The 17,613-nt window shown below is 66.1% G+C and carries 15 protein-coding genes and 1 riboswitch; of the genes, 2 read left to right on the top strand and 13 right to left on the bottom strand.

All coding sequences use genetic code 11. The features are described 5' to 3' along the window. Positions 1-2: 2 nt before the first annotated feature. From atzF to AC097L_RS00435, 11 genes are all read right to left on the bottom strand, one after another. Positions 3-1,814 (bottom strand): allophanate hydrolase, encoded by a 1,812-nt coding sequence (gene atzF / locus AC097L_RS00485; protein WP_479584148.1) that lies wholly within the window; start codon positions 1,812-1,814, stop codon positions 3-5. Then, a complete protein-coding gene (gene uca, locus AC097L_RS00480) occupies positions 1,811-5,449 on the bottom strand; it encodes an urea carboxylase (RefSeq protein ID WP_479584147.1) in 3,639 nt (1,212 codons plus the stop codon). Before uca ends, atzF begins: the two co-directional genes overlap by 4 nt. Before the next feature lie 280 nt (positions 5,450-5,729). Continuing rightward, the gene (locus AC097L_RS00475; RefSeq protein ID WP_479584146.1) at positions 5,730-6,383 is read right to left on the bottom strand and encodes an urea amidolyase associated protein UAAP2; all 654 of its coding nucleotides are present in this window, start codon (positions 6,381-6,383) and stop codon (positions 5,730-5,732) included. Continuing rightward, positions 6,380-7,114 (bottom strand): urea amidolyase associated protein UAAP1, encoded by a 735-nt coding sequence (locus AC097L_RS00470; protein ID WP_479584145.1) that lies wholly within the window; start codon positions 7,112-7,114, stop codon positions 6,380-6,382. The genes AC097L_RS00475 and AC097L_RS00470 overlap by 4 nt, the downstream gene beginning before the upstream one ends. Next, positions 7,111-7,944 (bottom strand): ABC transporter ATP-binding protein, encoded by an 834-nt coding sequence (locus AC097L_RS00465; RefSeq protein ID WP_479584144.1) that lies wholly within the window; start codon positions 7,942-7,944, stop codon positions 7,111-7,113. Before AC097L_RS00465 ends, AC097L_RS00470 begins: the two co-directional genes overlap by 4 nt. A gap of 12 nt (positions 7,945-7,956) precedes the next feature. Next, positions 7,957-8,760 (bottom strand): ABC transporter permease, encoded by an 804-nt coding sequence (locus AC097L_RS00460; RefSeq protein ID WP_479584143.1) that lies wholly within the window; start codon positions 8,758-8,760, stop codon positions 7,957-7,959. A gap of 10 nt (positions 8,761-8,770) precedes the next feature. Continuing rightward, a complete protein-coding gene (locus AC097L_RS00455) occupies positions 8,771-9,784 on the bottom strand; it encodes an ABC transporter substrate-binding protein (protein WP_479584142.1) in 1,014 nt (337 codons plus the stop codon). A gap of 55 nt (positions 9,785-9,839) precedes the next feature. Continuing rightward, positions 9,840-9,958: riboswitch (guanidine-I (ykkC/yxkD leader) on the bottom strand. A gap of 246 nt (positions 9,959-10,204) precedes the next feature. After that, positions 10,205-11,110: an ATP-grasp domain-containing protein gene (locus tag AC097L_RS00450; RefSeq protein ID WP_479584141.1), complete on the bottom strand. Its 906-nt coding sequence runs from the start codon at positions 11,108-11,110 to the stop codon at positions 10,205-10,207. Beyond that, a complete protein-coding gene (locus AC097L_RS00445; RefSeq protein WP_479584140.1) occupies positions 11,107-11,889 on the bottom strand; it encodes a hypothetical protein in 783 nt (260 codons plus the stop codon). Before AC097L_RS00445 ends, AC097L_RS00450 begins: the two co-directional genes overlap by 4 nt. Then, the gene (locus AC097L_RS00440; protein WP_479584139.1) at positions 11,886-12,278 is read right to left on the bottom strand and encodes a hypothetical protein; all 393 of its coding nucleotides are present in this window, start codon (positions 12,276-12,278) and stop codon (positions 11,886-11,888) included. Before AC097L_RS00440 ends, AC097L_RS00445 begins: the two co-directional genes overlap by 4 nt. Before the next feature lie 106 nt (positions 12,279-12,384). Next, positions 12,385-13,551, bottom strand: coding sequence for a branched-chain amino acid ABC transporter substrate-binding protein (locus AC097L_RS00435; protein WP_479584138.1), 1,167 nt, complete (start codon positions 13,549-13,551; stop codon positions 12,385-12,387). 102 nt (positions 13,552-13,653) lie between these two features. Here AC097L_RS00435 and AC097L_RS00430 point away from each other — a divergent pair, with 102 nt between their 5' ends. Together AC097L_RS00430 and AC097L_RS00425 are read left to right on the top strand one after the other, a co-directional pair. Then, positions 13,654-15,009, top strand: a complete 1,356-nt coding sequence (locus tag AC097L_RS00430) for a transaminase (protein WP_479584137.1) — start codon at positions 13,654-13,656, stop codon at positions 15,007-15,009. A 68-nt stretch (positions 15,010-15,077) separates the two neighbouring features. Continuing rightward, positions 15,078-16,028 (top strand): DMT family transporter, encoded by a 951-nt coding sequence (locus tag AC097L_RS00425; RefSeq protein WP_479584136.1) that lies wholly within the window; start codon positions 15,078-15,080, stop codon positions 16,026-16,028. Here AC097L_RS00425 and AC097L_RS00420 read toward each other — a convergent pair. Together AC097L_RS00420 and AC097L_RS00415 are read right to left on the bottom strand one after the other, a co-directional pair. After that, on the bottom strand, positions 16,009-16,956 hold the full coding sequence (locus AC097L_RS00420; RefSeq protein ID WP_479584135.1) for a pyridoxamine 5'-phosphate oxidase family protein: 948 nt from the start codon (positions 16,954-16,956) through the stop codon (positions 16,009-16,011). The two genes, AC097L_RS00425 and AC097L_RS00420, sit on opposite strands and share 20 nt — an antisense overlap. Continuing rightward, a complete protein-coding gene (locus AC097L_RS00415) occupies positions 16,953-17,573 on the bottom strand; it encodes a glutathione S-transferase family protein (protein ID WP_479584134.1) in 621 nt (206 codons plus the stop codon). The genes AC097L_RS00420 and AC097L_RS00415 overlap by 4 nt, the downstream gene beginning before the upstream one ends. Positions 17,574-17,613: the final 40 nt, after the last annotated feature.

Below are 17,613 nucleotides of genomic sequence, written 5' to 3'. Positions count from 1 at the left end.
TTTCATACCTGCGCCTTGTACGCCCGCCAGCCACCCAACGCCGTGATGTCCCGCGCGCCGTCCAGCCCCTTTGGCTCGCAGATGAAGCCCGCCACCGTGCTGCCGTCGGCCAGCAGCGTGCGGCCAATGCCCAAAGGCGCGGGGATGCCGTTCACGAAGCTGCCGAACTGCGCGCCGGGTAGTTCCCATACCTCCACCTCGATCGCCCCACCACCCTCTTCACCCTCGGCTACGCGAACCAGGCCGGGGCGTTTGCCATCAGCCAAGGCGTAGAGCCGGTATTCCGGTGCCGTCGTGGTGCCCTGCAGCAGACGGGCGCCGCGACTGGTCAGCTGGGGGTTCAGCGGCTGGCCTTGCAGATGCGCGCCGCAGACGGCCACGCGGATCTGGCCGGACGGCACGGCGGTCAAAGCTTCGAACGGCACCGCCGCATGGCCGGTAGCCCCCAGCGTGGCCGCCCTGCCCGGCAGGCTGTGCTGCCACCGCTGCGCCAAGTGCAACAGCGGCTGGTCCTGGTGCGCCGGAGCGACGAAGGTGATGCCGAACGGCAGGCCGTCAGTGCGAAAGCCTGCGGGCACGGCGATGGCGGCGTAGTCCAGCAGATTGACGAAGTTGGTGTACAGGCCAAAGTCGCTGTTGCGGGCAATCGGCTCGGCCAGCATGGTGTCTATGCGGTGGATGGTGGGCGAGGTCGGCAGCAGCATGCAGTCGATACCGGCCCACACGGCGGCGCATCGCTGGGCCAACGCGCGCAGCCGGTACTGGGCGGCAAACGCATCGGCAGCCAGCGGTTGCGCTCCGCCCAGGGTGATCTCGCGGGTCACCGGAAACAGGGCTTCGGGCTGCGTGTCGATGAAGGCGCGGATGGCCTGGTAGCGCTCTGCTACCCACGGGCCTTCGTAGAGCAGGTGGGCGGTCTCGAAAAAGGGGGCAAAGTCGATCTCCACTAGCTCCGCGCCCAGGGCCAGCGCGTGGGCGCGGGCGGCCTCGAAACACTGCGCATAAGCGCTGTCGCCCAGGAACTGCAACTGGTCCGCACGCGGCACGCCCAGGCGCGGATGGGCGGCACGGCCAAAGTCGAAACCATGCGGCTGGGCCGCTCGCGCATAGGCATCCTCCGCATCGAAGCCCAGCGCCACAGCAAATACCTGCTGCGCGTCATCCGCCGTGAGCGCGAAGATCGACACCGCGTCCAGCGAGCGGCAGGCGGGCACCACGCCGGTGGTGGACAGCAGGCCCAGGCTGGGTTTGAGGCCGACCAGGTGGTTGAAACCTGCGGGCACGCGGCCCGAACCGGCGGTGTCGGTGCCCAATGAAAAGCTCACGTGCCCCAGCGCCACCGACACCGCCGAGCCCGCGCTGGAGCCGCCCGACACGTAGTCCGCGTCAAACGCGTTGTGGCAGGCCCCGTATGGCGAGCGCGTGCCGTTCAGGCCGGTGGCGAACTGGTCCAGATTCGTCTTACCGATGGCGATGGCCCCCGCGTCCAGCAGGCGCTGCACCACGAAGGCGCTGGCGGCGGGCGTGTAGGCGTAGGCCGGGCAACCGGCCGTGGTGGGCACACCGGCCAGGTCGATGTTGTCCTTGATGGCAAAGGGCACGCCCCACAGCGGCAGGCCCTCGGGGCCACGGTCTATCAAAGCTTGCGCCTGGGCACGCAGAGTAGCTACGTCGATGCGGTGAATCCACGCGGTGTGCGGGTCATCGCCAATGGTTTGCACCACGTGGTCGATCACCTGCAATGGGGTCAGGCTGCCGTCGCGGTAGGCCTGTTGCAGGGCACCCAGGCTGAGGGAGATAGTTGTCGTGTTCATGCTTGTACTTCCTGGATTACCACTACGCTTTGCCCTGCTGCCACGGCCCCGCCCTCCCGGCAGGCCATGCGCCACACCAACCCGGCGCAGGGCGCGGCGACGGTGAATTCCATCTTCATCGACTCGATGACCAGCAGGGCATCGCCCTCGGCCACGGTGTCGCCTTCGGCCACTAGCAGCTTCCAGACGCTGCCGGGCACGGCGGTCGCCACGCTGCGTGCGCCGGGAGGCAGCTCATCGGCGAATACGGCGGCATCCGCCAACTCGGGCTCGCCCACGTATTCGGCCTGACCGGCCACGCGCCAGCGCTCGCGCTCGGCCTCGAAGGCCTGGCCTTGCAGGGCGCGGAAGGCGGCGATGTCGTTGGCGTTGTCGGCCAGGAAACTGCGGTAGTCGTGCAGGCTGAAAGTCCCCTCCTCCACCCGCAGCGGATAGCGCCCGGCCGGGAAGTCGCGGCGGATCTGCAGCAGCTCTTCTTCGCCCACCGGGTAGAAGCGGATCTGGTCGAAGAAGCGCAGCAGCCAGGGCTTGCCGGGCTCGAAGGCACTGGCGCCACCGGCGCCACCTACACCACCCACGCCGCTGCTGGCATCGCGCCAGCGGTTCCACATCTGCAAGGTGCGGCCGACAAACTGGTAGCCGCCCGGGCCTTCCATGCCGTAGACGCACATGTAGGCACCGCCAATGCCCACCGCGTTCTCGGGCGTCCAGGTGCGGGCCGGGTTGTACTTGGTGGTCACCAGGCGGTGGCGCGGGTCCAGCGGTGTGGCCACCGGTGCACCCAGGTAAACGTCGCCCAGGCCCAGCACCAGGTAGCGCGCATCGAACACGGTGCGCTGCACCTCGGCAATGCTGTCCAGGCCGTTGATGCGGCGGATGAACTCGATGTTGCTCGGGCACCAGGGCGCGTCGGGCCGCACGGACTGCATGTATTTTTCGATCGCCAGCCGGGTGGCGCTGTCGTCCCAGCTCAGCGGCAAGTACACGGTGCGCGAGGGCACCACCAAATCATCCGTATCGCCCAAGGCATCGTCTGCTATAAAAATCGCAGCTATCAGTGCAGATAGCGAAAGGGCTAGCGGCTCAAAATGTATCTGAAGTGAGCGGATGCCCGGCGTCAAGTCGATGATGCCCGGCAGCTGCTTCGCCTGCAGCGCCAGCATCAGCGCATGCACCCGCAGCCGCAGCGCGATGTCGAGCACCGCGTCGCCCAACTCCACCAGCAAGTAGCGGTCACCGGCCTGGCGCAGCACCAGGGCCGGACGTTCGCCCTGCGCGTCGCGGCGGGCCAGGATGGGCGAGCCGACGGCTTCGCTGCGCTGGGGGATCGCAGGCGGATTCCATGCCAGGTCGGTGATGCGTCGCTCCTGCGCGGCGTGCAGGGCCAGGGCCTCGTCTGCCGTCACACAGCGGAAACGCACCGTATCGCCGGGGCACAACTGGCCCAGCTTCCAGCGTTCGCTGGCCAGCACCACGGCCGGGCAGACGAAGCCGCCCAGGCTGGGGCCGTCGGGGCCCAGGATGACCGGCATGTCGCCGGTGAAGTCGATGGCCCCGATGGCGTAGGCGTTGTCGTGGATGTTGGACGGGTGCAGCCCCGCCTCGCCGCCGTCGCGCCGCGCCCATTCGGGCTTGGGGCCGATGAGGCGCACGCCGGTGCGGCTGGAGTTGTAGTGCACCTGCCAGTCGGTGCCGAAGAACATGCGCACGTCGGCGTCGGTGAAGAAATCGGGCGCGCCGTGCGGGCCGTAGAGCACGGCGATGTCCCAGTGGTTTTGGTACACCGGCACCACTTCGGCGGGCAAGGCGGCCAGCGGCGCATCGACCACATCCGCACCGATGTGCAGCATGTCGCCCACCCGCAGCGTGCGGCCCGCATGGCCGCCGAACTGGCCCAGGGTGAATGTGGCGCGGCTGCCCAGGTACAGCGGCACGTCCAGCCCGCCGCGCAGCGCCAGGTAAGTGCGTGTACCCGCCCCCTGCACCGCGCCGAGCTTCAATACGCTGCCCGCTTTGACCGTTTGCGACTGCCACAGGGCCAGCGGCACGCCGTCCACGCTGGCGGCCATGGCCGCGCCGCACACCGCTACCACCGTATCGGAATGGAAACGCAGGCTCGGGCCACTGAGGGTGCATTCCAACGCGGCTGCATCCGGGGCGTTGCCGACCAGCCGGTTGGCCAGGCGCATCGCCAGGTCGTCCATGGGTCCCGATGGCGGCACGCCCACGGCCCAGTAGCCGACGCGGCCCGGGTGGTCTTGCACGGTGGTTTGCACCCCGGCATCCAGCACCTCCAGCGCCTGCGGTTGGTAGTGCAGATCGGCCAGGCTGCGGGTGACCATCAAGCCATCCACAAACACCGGGTCGGCCACGACGGTGCGCAGGTAGCGCAGGTTGGTCTCTATGCCCGCCAGCCGGGTGGCGGCCAAGGCGGCCTGCAGCTTGGCGACGGCATCGGCACGGTCGCTGCCGGTGACGATGAGCTTGGCGATCATCGGGTCGTAGTTCGGCGGCACCTCGCTGCCGGTGGCGACCCAGGTTTCGATCCGAACGTCGGATGGAAAAACGACTTCGGTCAAGCCACCCGCGCAGGGCTGAAAGTTGCGCGCCGGGTCTTCGGCGTAGAGCCGCACCTGGATGGATGCGCCGGTGGGTGCGGGCACGGTCAGCGCGAAGTCGTCGCCCCGCGCCAGGCGCAGCATCCAGGCCACCAGGTCGATGCCGGTCACCTGCTCGGTCACACCGTGCTCCACCTGCAGGCGGGTGTTGACCTCCAGGAAATAGAAAGCCCCGGTGTCGGCATCGAGCACGTATTCCACCGTGCCGGCACTGCGGTAATGCACGGCTTCGGCCAGGCGTACGGCGGTCTGCTGCAGGGCGGTGCGGGTGGCTTCCGACAGGCCGGGCGCCGGGGTTTCTTCGATCACTTTCTGGTTGCGGCGCTGGGCCGAGCAGTCGCGCTCACCCAGGGCCACCACCTGGCCTTTGCCGTCGCCGAAGAGCTGCACCTCGATGTGGCGGGCGCGTTCGACAAACTTTTCCAGGAACAGGCCCGCGTCCTTGAAGTTGGCCTGGGCCAGGCGCTGCACGGCCTCGAAGGCTGGGGCCATTTCGGCATCGCTGCGGATGAGCCGCATGCCGATGCCGCCGCCGCCGGCCGTGCTTTTCAGCATCACCGGGTAGCCAATGCGTGCCGCCTCGGTCTGCGCCTGCGCCAGGTCGGCCAGCAGGCCGCTGCCGGGCAGCAAGGGCACACCCTGGGCCTCGGCCAAGGCCCGGGCCGTGTGCTTGAGGCCAAACGCCCGCATCTGCGCCGGTGTGGGGCCGACGAAGGCGATGCCGGCGTCTTCACAGGCCTGGGCGAAGTCAGGGTTCTCGGACAGAAAGCCGTAGCCGGGGTGGATGGCCCCCGCCCCCGTGGCCCGTGCAGCGTCCAGGATGCGCTGCGGGTCCAGGTAGCTTTGGGCAGCCGGTGCCGGGCCGATGCACACGCTAGTATCGGCCATGGCCACATGCAGCGAATCGGCATCGGCCTCGGAGTACACGGCCACCGAGCGCAGGCCCAAGGCCTTCAGGCTGCGGATCACGCGGCAGGCGATGGCACCTCTATTGGCAATCAAAACGGTATCGAACATAAAGGATGTCCTGAGGGGGCGGGTCGTCCCGCCGGGTCAATAGCGCCACGAGTCGTCCCGCGGGCAAAATTTAAAGAAAATCGGCCTCTAGCGCAGGTATTACATACGCCAGCAGCTTCTTTTTTTATAGCAATCTCTAACCACTCGCTCCACAGTTACAGACAGAACGCACGCCCCCCAGGGATACCGTGGAACCGGCTTTGCCGGGCCACTGGTATCGCCCCCTGCAAGGGGGTTGGCGTAGCGACACGAAGTGCGCGCAGCCTGGGGGTGTGCACATTCAATTCCAGACCAATAGGCGGATGGGTGTGGGGTTGTAGCCATTGCAGGGGTTGTTCAGCTGCGGGCAGTTGGAGATCAGCACCACCACGTCCATCTCGGCCCGCAGCTCCACATACTTGCCCGCGCCGGAGATGCCGTCCTCAAAACTAAGGCGGCCTTCGGGCGTGACGGGCACGTTCATGAAGAAGTTGATGTTGGGCGCAATGTCGCGCTTGCCCATGCCCAGCGCCGTGGCCTCATGGCAGTGGCACAGGGCGTGCATGAAGCTGTCGCGGCAGCTGTGCATGGGGCGTTTATCGAGCGCGTAGCGCACCGTGTTGCTCTCGCTGGAGCAGGCACCGCCCAGGGTGTCATGGCGGCCACAGGTGTCTGCCGTGATGGTCAGCATGACCCGGCCTGCGCTGGAATACAGCTTGGAGCCCAGGCCCAGGTAGAGCTGGCCGTTGCGGGCGATGGTGTCGGCGGCGCTGTAGCGCTCCTCGGCATTGGCGGCGCTGTAAAACAAGGTATCCACCGCCTGGTTGCCTTCCAGATCGAGGATGCGCAGCGTCTGCCCGGCGTACACGGTGGCCATCCACGGATCACCTGCCAGGCAGGTCTGGTCGAGCACGGCGGTGGCGGGGTTGCGTTGGCTTTCCAGTAGCTTGGTCACAGAGTTACCCCGCAATAACGTTCGGTGTTGGTAAAGGCGCGGCCGTTTTGCGGGCACTGGGTGCGGCAGGCATCGTCTGCGGCCACCGGGTCAGCTCGAAAGGCACTAAGCTGCACGTCGGCGGGGGTGTAGACCGGGTTCGCATCCAGCGGGTGTGGCGCACTGCTGAGCACCACCAGGGTGTCCATCTCGAAGCGCAAATCGACATGGCTACCTGCCACGCTGTGGCCGGGAACGTGGCTGAGTGCACCATCCGCATCGGGCACCACCTTGCTGAAGAAGTTGGCGGTGGGCACCACATCCCGCGCGCCCAGGCCCCACTTGGCCAGCTCGATGAGCAGGTTGTCGCGGCCATTGCGGTGCATGGCGTTGCGGTGCTGCTGGTAGCGCTTGTCGCCGTACTTGGCGAGCACCATGGCCGCGTCGCTGACGCCGCACCAGGTGTCGTGCCAGCCCAGGCTGTCGGCAGTGATGGAACAGAGCACCCGGCCCATGTCCGACTGGCAGACAAAGCCTGCGGTGAGGAAGGCGGTGTGTTGCGACTTGAGCGTGTCGGGCATGTTGTAGCGCTCCAGCGGCTGCTCGGCGTTGAAGAACAGCGCGGAGACATTCGCGCCGCCGTTTAAATCGGTGAGGCGCAAGGCCGTACCACGGCGCAGGCGGCCAGACCAGTGGTTGCCGCCGGGGAGGTGTTCCTCCCAGAGCAGACGGTTGGCGGAAATGGGGTTCATACGGGGTTCCTTTCTTCGGCCATTTGCGTGAGTTTTTGCAGTTGGTCCAGGTCGGTTTTCATGCCGGAGGTTTCGCGGATGCGGTCCAGCAACTGGCGTTTGAGACGCAGAAACTCGGGGGCGAGCTTCATGTCCTGCTCGCGCTTGGCGGGCAGCGGCACCTCATAGACCGAGTCGATGCGGCCCGGTCGCGGGGCCATCAGCACCACGCGGTGGCCGAGGTAGATGGCTTCTTCCACGTCGTGGGTCACGAACACGATGGTGGTGCGCTCCAGGCGGTGCACGTGCAGGATCAGGTCGTGCATCACCTCGCGGGTTTGCGCGTCCAGCGCGCCAAAGGGCTCGTCCATCAGCAGAATTTGCGGCTTGCCCATGAGGGCCCGGGCAATCGCCACGCGCTGCTGCATGCCGCCCGATAGCTGGTTCGGGTAGGCGCTGGCCGAGGCCGTCAGCCCCATGAGCTGCAACAGCGCATCGGCGCGGCCCGAGGCGGCCTCCACGTCGGCGCTGCTGCGGTTCTGGATGTGGGCGCTGAGCTGGCGGCAAAAGCGGATGTTTTTCGACACCCGCAGCCAGGGATACAGGCTGTAGTGCTGGAACACCATGGCCCGGTCTTGCCCCGGCCCGGTGATGGCTGCGCCGTTGACCAGCACGTCACCCTTGCTGTGCGTTTCCAGCCCCGCCAGGGTGCGCAGCAGCGTGGACTTGCCGCAGCCGGACGCGCCGACCAGGGTGACAAATTCGTTGTCGGCAATGCCCAGGTTGACATCGTTCAGCGCCGTGGTCTGCCCGAAGTATTTCCAGACGTTTTTGCATTCGATTTTGTTCATGGCATTCCCTTGTTATCGTCCGTGCATCCAGGGGAAGGCCTTACGGTGCAGCAGGCGAAACAGCTGGTCGATGGCCAGGCCGATGCAGCCGATCAGCAAGATCCCGGCAAAGATCTTGTCGGTCTGCAAGAAGCGTTGGGCCTTCAAAATCGCAAAGCCCAGGCCCGAATTCGCCGCCACCAGTTCGGCCACGACCAGGTAGGTCCAGGCCCAGCCCATGGTGATGCGCAGGGTGTCGAGCAGCGCCGGTTTGGCCGACGGCAAGATCACCTTCTCTAGCACCTCGCGCCGGGTGGCGCCCATGGTTTGCGCAGCTTCGATCTGCGCCATGGGCACGCGGCGCACGTCCTCGGCCACCATCAGCACCATCTGGAAAAACGTGCCAATGAAGATGATGGCCACCTTGGCCCCCTCGTCGATGCCCACCCACAGCATCACCAGCGGGATAAAGGCCACGGCAGGCATGTAGCGGATGAAATCGGTCAGCGGCTCCAGCAGCGCCTGCACCGCGCGCCAGCTGCCGATCAACAAACCCAGCGGCAGCGCCAGCAAAGCCGACAGCGCCCAGCCGGTAACCACCCGCAAGGTGCTGATGGCGGCATCGCCCAGCAGATCGTCTTCCACCGCCCAGGTGATGACGCGTGCCACCACCTTTTGCGGGCCGGGCAGAAACACCGGGTTCACCCCGGCAAACGCACTCAGCAGCGCCCAGCCCAGCAGCGGAACCACCAGGCCGATCAGCGCCAGCGCTCCGTAGCTGCGACGCGGGATCGCCAGCCGTATAGCAAAGAGGTCTGACCACAGCTTGCTCCACATGGCCTGCGCCTTACTTCAGTGCGTCTTGCAACAGCGTGCCGTCCAGGCCCTTGGCGGCATCCGGCTTGCCTTCGATCAGCTTGTACTTGGTTAAAAAGGCGGCGATGGTGGGCGCGGTGCTGGCCAGCGACAAGGCGCTTTTGGCGTCAAACGCCTGGGTGTTGGCGGCCGCGTCAAAGAACTTGGTGCCAGGCAGGAACACGGTGTATTCCTCGGGCGACATGCTGACCACCTTGGACATGATCTTGGCGGCCTCGGCGGGTTGCTCGCGGATGAACTTCTCGGTCTCGAACCAGGCCTTGATCATGCCCACCAGCTCCTTGCGCTTGGTCTGGATGGCCTTGTCTTGCGCCACCAGCAGGTCGGGCACCAGGCCAGGCATGTCCTTGGAGGTGAACAGCGATTTACCTTTGCCGCTGGCCTCGATCTGGTGCACCCAGGGGTTCCACAGCACCGCGGCATCCACCTTGCCGCTGATGAAGGCGGCGGCGGCATCGCCTGCGGAGAGGTTGACGATCTTCACGTCGTCGAGCTTCATGCCGTTCTTGGCCAGCGCCGTGGCGAGCACAAAGTGCGAAATGCTGAACTGCTCCAGCGCCACTTTCTTGCCCTTGAGCTGGGCGAACGAAGTGATTTTGGGGCCAACCATCAGCGCGTCGTTCCCGGCCGAGTTGTCGTTGACCAGAATAGCCTTCAGCGGCAAGCCCTTGGCCAGCGGGCCCAGGGTGTCGGACCAGGTTTGCGAGTTGGCATCGAGCTGGCCCGACGACAGCGCGCCGATGGAATCGGTGTAGTTGGCAAACCAGACCAGCTTGACGTCGGCCCCGTTCTTTTTAAAGAAGCCCTTTTGCTCGGCCACATACCAGGCCACCCAGCCCGGCCAGTCGGACACGCCGACCTTGATTTCGGCGGCAGCGGGCGTGGTGATGCCAGCCGCCGCCACGCCGACCAGCAAAGCACCGACGACGCGGTGTTTGAACGCACGGGAAAGCGAAAAGAAACGGAAAGAAGTAGAAGAAGACATGGCGAAACTCCAGGTTAAAAGACAAATGCGGGAGACCACCTCGATTACGAAGTGAACCTCCCGGGCTTTTGTCCCGCCGTGGAGCCTGCAGTGGTATGGGCCGCTGCTGGCCGACTGCTCTCGGACCAGACACCGCTTGAACATCAAGCAGCCGGAACCCTAGCGGTCATTTGTAGAAGCAATCCAGTGTGGCTGCCCCCGCGTTGGAGATGCATGCAAATTCGGTGCCAGGTATTGGAAAAGGAGGTTTTCAGAGGGCAATGGGCTATGGTGGCATGGCCGGTGGGCCAACCATGCACCGCATCTGCGCGGCGGCGGGCACACCCCTGGTGCCCTAGCGCCACTGCGGTGCAACACCGCACCATTTACTATGATTTAAAGAGCATCTCGCGTAGGCAGAATCTGCGCAAAAGCCGTTTTTTATGTAAATTCCATCAATAAGTCCGCCAGCGCCGCCGCAATCGGCAAACCGCTCTCCGCTTCAAAGTAGCTGAAGGCCGGCATCGGGTTCACCTCGAAACACACGTACTGGCCATCGGGGCGCAGACGCAGGTCGATGCCGCTCAGGGGCAGGCCCATGGCCTGGGACATGGCGACGCACTGGGCGGCCACGGCGGGGGGAAGCGTGGTGGCAACCACCTGGGGGGCGGCACCGCTGCGGTGGGCGTAGCGGTAGTCGGTGGCATCGCAGGTGATTTGGGCCGCCAACACCTGCTGGCCGACCACGTGCACGCGCACGTCCACGCCCGGCACATGGGCCTGGAACTGGGTGGGCAGCTGGGCCAGGCGGTGCATGCGCGACAGCCAGGTGTCGTCCAGTTCGGTAACGATGGAGCGGATGCCGCTGATCGACTTGAACACCACGCGGCCATGGGTTTTTTGAAACGCGCGGACTTCGGCCTCGTCGGACGTAACCAGCGTGGGGGGCACCAAAAACCCGGCCTCGCCAATCCACTGGGCCTGCAGCGGCTTGGACGCATTGGCCTGCATGGCCGCCGGGCGGCTGACGACGCGTGCCGGGGCCACGTCCAGCCATTCGACCAGTTGGCGGTGCAGCGCCAGGACGTGCCTTTGGGCGGGCTCAGCCAGGTCGGCCGCAGCGGGCTCCAGCGGGCGGGCGTAGACGGCGCGGATGTCGGCCAGCGCGGTGCATGCACCGGCCACCACCAGCTCGCCCGCCATGCCGTGGGGGCCGACCTGCAGGTGCAGCGCGGCCTGGGCCAGGGCGGCAATGTCGAGGAACTGGTACTGCGCGCCTGCGGTGTGCAGTGCGGCCAAGATGCGCTCGATGGGAGGGTCATCGCCGTGGCCGTAGACGAGGATCATGCGGGTTCTTCAACCAGGATGCGCTCGGCCAGATCGGCAAGGCAGCGGGCCACCGCGTCGATGTCTTCCAGGTCGCTCAATGCGGGATGGGGGCTGACATCGACCAGCAGGGCCCCACCAGCCCCCCGGTTGAATCGAAACTCCAGCAGCATAAAGCCCAGGTTTTGCGCCGTGGCCACGCAGGCCACGCCCAGCCGACCGGCCAGGATGCCGGTGGACAGCGTGCCCGCCACCAGCACGGTGGCATCCCAGGGGCCGGGGGCGGCAGCAGTATCGCGGGTGGCCACCGGCAGGCCGCAGCGGGCAGCGGCACTGGCCCAGTGCAGCAAGGGCAGCTGCGGTATCAGCCAGGGCTGGCCGCGCAGCGGCTGCACCACGCAGTCGCCACAGGCGGCCAGCCAGCTCAGCACCAGGGCCTGCAGCTCCATGGCGGCGTAGTCGCGGTCTTTGGGGTGGGCCTGGCTGAACTGGGGCACCGGCAGGTGCTGGATGCGGTTGAACACGGCACGGATCTGCGCGCTGTGCAACGCCGGGCGGCCCGGCAGCACCAGGCGGGTGTGGGCGCAGCCGCGCGCGTCTACGGTGTGCGACCAGGCGGCCAGGCTCAGGCTTTCGGGCCGTACGGTCCACACCTCAATCGGTGTGCCGTTGAGCAGATTGCGCACCGAAGCCGCCACCGAGGCCGCACCGGCATCGCTGGCGTGGGCCAGTACCAAGACCACACCGGGTGCCATCTCGGTGCCAGGGTGCTCGGGCTGCAGCTTCATCGGAATTTTCATCGGGGTACAGGCGCATCAAACGCCCGCTTGGCATCGCGGTCGCCGCGGACCATACGCTGCTGCAGGTCGGTACTGTGGTCGTAAACCGGGCTGCCATCCAGGTGGGGGCGCAGGCTGGCATCGACAAAGGGCTGCGCCATGCCCATCGCCCCTGCCCCGTACGCAGTGTTGCCGGTACCGGCAACACTGCGGATGCCCGTGGCAGCCTCCAGCAAATGTGCCGCGGTTTGTTGCGCCGTTTGCACCATGGCCTTGTCGTTGTTGAGTTGGGCCTTGAGTTCAGGGCTAGGGGCGACAGCACAAAAGTCGCTGCACACGTCGGCAGATGGGGCGCGCACGCTTCCCGCAACGGGGGCAGCGCAGCCGCTGCGGCTTCGGTATGTGGGCATTGCATCTCCTTGCGTTGGTCTTGGATGACCCACGTACGATAGACGCAGCCCAAGGCATCGTCTGTTGGCTCATCCCCCATTTGGGGGAAAAACTTAAGACTCTTCTCTACCAAACATCCGAGCGCATTTGCAGTTCCCAGGCCCCGCCGCGCGCCCGGTAGACGCCAATCACGCCGTAGCGCAGCTCGCCTTTGGCATCCCATTTCATGGATCCGGTGACCGGGGCGTAGCCGTCGATCTTGCGCAGCTGTTCCACGATGTCCGCCGGTTTGCCCGACTTGGTGCGGCGGATGGCCGCCGCCAGCACATACGTAGCGTCGTAGGTGTAGTGGCCTGCGTAGGCCGGTTCAATCTTGAATTTGGCGCGGTACTTGTCCAGAAAGGCCGGGCCGGCCGAGAACTCGCGCGCCTCCTGGATCGGCGAGGTGGTGAACAGGCCCTGCTCCGCGCCCGCGCCTCCACCCTTGAGCATCAGCGTGGTTTTGCTGGTGTCGCTGCCCAGCAAGGCGATCTGGGTGTAGTTGATTTTCTTCAACGACTCCAGCAGCGCCAGCATCTGGAAGTCGTTGAGCGTGGAGACCACGGTTTCCGCCCCGGCGGCTTTGAGCTGGGCGGCCAGTTCGTCGAAAGCGGTGGTTTTGTCGTCAAACGACTGCGCCAGCACAATCTCTTTCTTGGCGGCCAACAACTGGGCCGCCGCGCCTGCCGCCAGGTCTTTGCCATAGGGCGTGCCGTCGTCCAGCAAGGCGTATTTGCTGCCTTTGAACTGGGACGCGGAATAGCTGCCGATCGCTTTGGCCTGCATGGTGTCATTGGCCACCAGCCGGAAGGTGGTGGGTAAGCCCAGCGCGGTGAACTTGGGGTTGGTGGAAATCGCCATCTGCGCAATGTTTTTGGCGGCGTAGATGGGCGCGGCGGCAATGCTCACGCCCGAATTCAGGTCGCCAATCACCGCCACCACGCCTGCGTCTACCAGTTGGTGAGCCACCTCTTTGCCGGTGTCGGCATTGGCCCGGTCGTCCACCGCCACGATCTCCAGCATGACCGGATGGCCGTTGACCTTGAACCCCTCTTTGTTGATCTCCTCCACCGCCAGCGTGACCCCGTTGAGCAAATCCTGCCCCAGCGGGGCCAGGTTGCCCGTCAACGGCTGGGCCACCCCAATCTTGATCGTCGCAGGGGGGCTGTCACAGCCTTGCAACAGCAGGGCACAGGCCAGGCAGGTCCAGGCACCCAGGCCCGGTGCCACACCGCCAAAAATTCGCTCGCGCATGGGAAAACTCCAGTCATCAGGGGTTAAATTGCATCCAAACGTAACACAAGCACGCTTTGCGCCAGGTAGCCCAAGCTACCAGGCGCTGCAACAATGGGGCCCATGACGACGATCCACCCCGCCCTGACCTCGGCCGCATTGGCCCAGCGCTTCGCCACCGAAACCCAGCGCTTCACCGCCACCCACCCGCGCTCCATGGCCCTGGCCGCCCAGGCGGCGCAGCACTTCTTGTTTGGTGTGCCGCTGCACTGGATGCGCGACTGGCCCAGCCCCACCAGCCTGTGCGTGCAACAGGCCCAGAGCGCGCAGCTCACCTGCGCCGACGGGTTGGTCTACAGCGACTTCTGCCTGGGCGACACCGGTGCCATGTTTGGCCACAGCCCGGCACCGGTAGCGCAGGCCATTGCCCAGCAGGCGGCGCGCGGGCTGACCAGCATGCTGCCTTCGGTACAAACCGCCCAGGTCGGCGCACTGCTGGCCGCCACCTTTGGCCTGCCGCAGTGGCAAATGGCGCTGACCGCCAGCGACGCGAACCGCTTTGTGCTGCGCTGGGCGCGGGCCGTCACCCAAAGGCCCCAGTTGCTGGTGTTTGACGGCTGCTACCACGGCGCGGTAGACGACACCCTAGTCGATCTGCAAGGCAGCACCACCGTGCCCCGCCCCTCGGTGCTGGGCAATGTGCATAACCACGCCGCCTTTACCCGCATCGTGCCCTTCAACGATCTGGCCGCACTGGAAGCCGCCCTGGCCGACCGCCAGGTAGCCTGCCTGCTAGCCGAGCCAGCGCTGACCAACTGCGGCCTGGTACTGCCAGACCCTGGCTTTTGGGCGGCCGCCCAGGCCCTGTGCCAGCGCTACGGCACGCTGCTGGCGCTGGACGAAACCCACACCTTGTCTACCGGCTGCGGCGGCTACGCCAAGGTACACGGTTTAGCCCCCGACCTGCTGGTCATCGGCAAGGCCGTGGCGGGCGGCCTGCCGTGTGCCGTGTATGGATTTACCGACGCACTGGCCCAACGCATGCGAGACGCGAAGCAGGCTGCGCCTGAAGGCCACAGCGGCATCGGCACCACGCTGGCAGGCAATGCGCTAACCATCGCCGCCTTGCACGCCGCCCTGACGCACCTGCACACGCCCACCACCTACGCCCCCATGCTGGCGCTGGCCGACACGCTGGCGGCTAGCTTGCGTGCCGTGATTGCCACCCACTATTTGGGCTGGACCGTCACCCAGCTCGGTGCCCGCATGGAGCTGCAATTCACCGCCGCCCCCCCGCGCAACGCTGCCGAAGTGCATGCCACCAGCCAGCCCGCGCTGGATGCCCTGCTGCACCTGTTTCTGCTGAACCGGGGCGTGCTGCTCACCCCTTTCCACACCATGCTGCTGGTGTCGCCCGCTACCACGCAGACGGATGTGCAGCGCCTGCTGGACGGGTTTAGCGCATTTTTGGCCACCTGACTTTTCAAGCCTTTTAGGCCTCTAGCGCAAGCGCAGTCTGCGCTGGCAGCTATCAAAACGATAAAACAATGTTCCACCCATCCCCCCTCACCGCCCGCCTGTGTCTGGCTGCAGGCATGGCCCTGGTCGGCGTGTACGTTGCGCTCAGCAAACCCTTGGTGGCGGCCTTGCCGGTGTTTTTGCTGGCCTGGCTGCGCTTTGGCATTGCGGCCATCGCCATGCTGCCCTGGCTGAAAAAGCCCGCCTCTGAGGGCCCCATGTCCACCCACACCCGCTGGCTGGTGTTTCTGGAATCGTTTTTGGGCAACTTCTTGTTTTCGATCTGCATGCTGTACGGCATGGGCCTGACCAGCGCGGTGTCAGCCGGGGTGATTCTGGCGGCGATACCGGCTTCTGTGGCTCTGCTGGGCTGGCTGCTGCTGGGCGAACGCATCACCTTGCGCACCTGGGCGGCCATTGCCTGCGGCGTTCTGGGCATTGCGCTGCTGGCACTATCGAAATCAGAGCAGCTTGTGCAGACACTACCTGCGCCAGATGCCGATTTGGCTGCAAAAAACCAGCTATGGGGCAATCTGCTGGTGTTTGGCGCGGTGCTGTGCGAGGCAGCCTACGCGGTGATCGGCAAAAAGCTCACCGGCAGCCTGGGGCCCAAACGCATCAGCGCGCTCATCAACCTCTGGGGTCTGGTGCTGATGACCCCCATGGGCTTGTACCTGGCGCTGTCGTTCCCGTTTGCCAGCGTGCACCCCGGCATCTGGCTGCTGCTGGTGTTCTACGCCATGGCCGCCAGCATCGGCACCGTGTGGCTGTGGATGACCGGCCTGCGCGTGGTGCCCGCCGCGCAGGCGGGGGTGTACAGCGTGCTGCTGCCCATCTTCACCGCGCTGACCGGCGTGCTGGTGCTGGGTGAAACCCTGGGTGCCCTGCAGCTGTTGGCCTTTGGCGTGGCGCTGCTGGGCGTGGCGCTGGCGACATTGCCGTCGCGCACGCCGGCCCCTGTCACCACCACCCCCCCGTAGCTTCCAATGCAGGCGACAACTGCGCATTCCCCCAACGCAGCGCCAGAGCCGCAGGTCGGCGCAGCACCTGCTGTACCTGCAGGCGCAGCAGCCGCTGGGCACCGGGGTAGCGGGCCAGCGCGGGACCGTCCCAAATAATCTCGGCACGTACGGCAACATGCAGCAGGTCGCCGTTGGCAAAGTCGATGAACAGCAGGCCCGCCTGCGGCTGCAGCAGCAGATTGCCCAGGGTGTTGAAGAAGTAGTTGCCCACCAGATCCGGCACGGTCAGCCACTGCTGGCCTGCGGCATCCACGTCCACCCGCACAAAGCCGGGTTTGCCGCCGCGGTGCGATACGTCCACACCGTGGTCTCCATCTTGCCCTGCGCCGGGATGGGCGCTGGCGATGAAGAAAGTGTCGGCCTCCTGCACCAGGCTCAGGGCGGCGGCGTCGAGTTGCGTGCCCACGATGGCCGCCGCTTGGTCGGCAGGCCCCACGACCACCGGCTCGCGGGCCTGGATGTATTTGGGGCAGTTGCCAAAGCTCTGCTCCACCGCCAGGCCAAAACCCTTGCCGTCCAGCGTAGTCACGCGGCCATTCACGCGGTTGCGTCGCCGGGTGTGGGGGGCTATGCCCAGCATGCCGATGGACGCGCCCTCGGCCAAATTACGCGCCAATGGGTCGGACGCGGCAGGCAGGGCCTGCACCCGCAGCCGGGCCGCATCGGGCGAGCGGATGAAGCCTGGTGACGCGGCCAGCACAGAGGCCCAGGGCTGGCCCAGCGCATCCACGCTGCCCAGCACCACAAAGGGCAACTGGGCGAAGAAGTCGCGGTGCTGGTCTGGCATGAAGCTGCGGATGACGCGCGGCCCCACTTCGGCCATGCGCTGGGCCACGCCTGCGCGCTGCTGCAGGGCGACCTCCCCTGCGTGGAAGGCGGCTGTCATGCGCGCAACCCAATGCGGCTGCGCACCATGGGCACAAAACCCGGCAAGGCCTCGATGCAGGCCAGCCAGGCGCGCAGCTGGGGGTATGGCTCCAGCGAAACATTGCCTTCGGGCGCATGGGCGGTGTAGCTGTAGAGGGCGATGTCGGCAATCGTCGGCGTGTGGCCCACCAGGTAGTCGGACTGCTGCAGATGCGCCTCCACCACGCCGAACAGCTGGGTAGACCGCTGGATGGCCTCCGACGGGTCGGTGGGCCGTGCAAATAGCTGGATCACCCGCGCCACGGCCGGACCAAAGGCCAGCGGACCGGCCGCCACCGACAGCCAGCGCTGCACCTGTGCAGCCGCCACCGGCTCGGTGGGCAGCCAGGTGCCGGGCTGGGCGTAGCGGCTGGCCAGGTAGACCAGGATGGCGTTGGAATCGGCCAGGGTGACATCGCCATCCTGCAGCACCGGCACCTGGCCAAAGGCGTTCAGGGCCAGAAACGCCGGGGCTTTGTGGGCCCCGGCCAGCAGGTCGATGTCCACCAGCTCACAGGACAGGTCCAGCAGCGACAGCATGAGTTGCACGCGGTGGGCGTGGCCAGAGACGGCATGGCGGTAGAGCGTGATGGACATGGTGTTCTTTCTAAAAAGCTTGCAGAGGGATGCATTGTGT

The sequence above is a fragment of the Rhodoferax sp. RT5P35 genome, assembly GCF_056521385.1.
The sequence above is the reverse complement of the archived record's forward strand: the minus strand, read 5'-3'. Positions and strand labels throughout refer to the sequence as shown.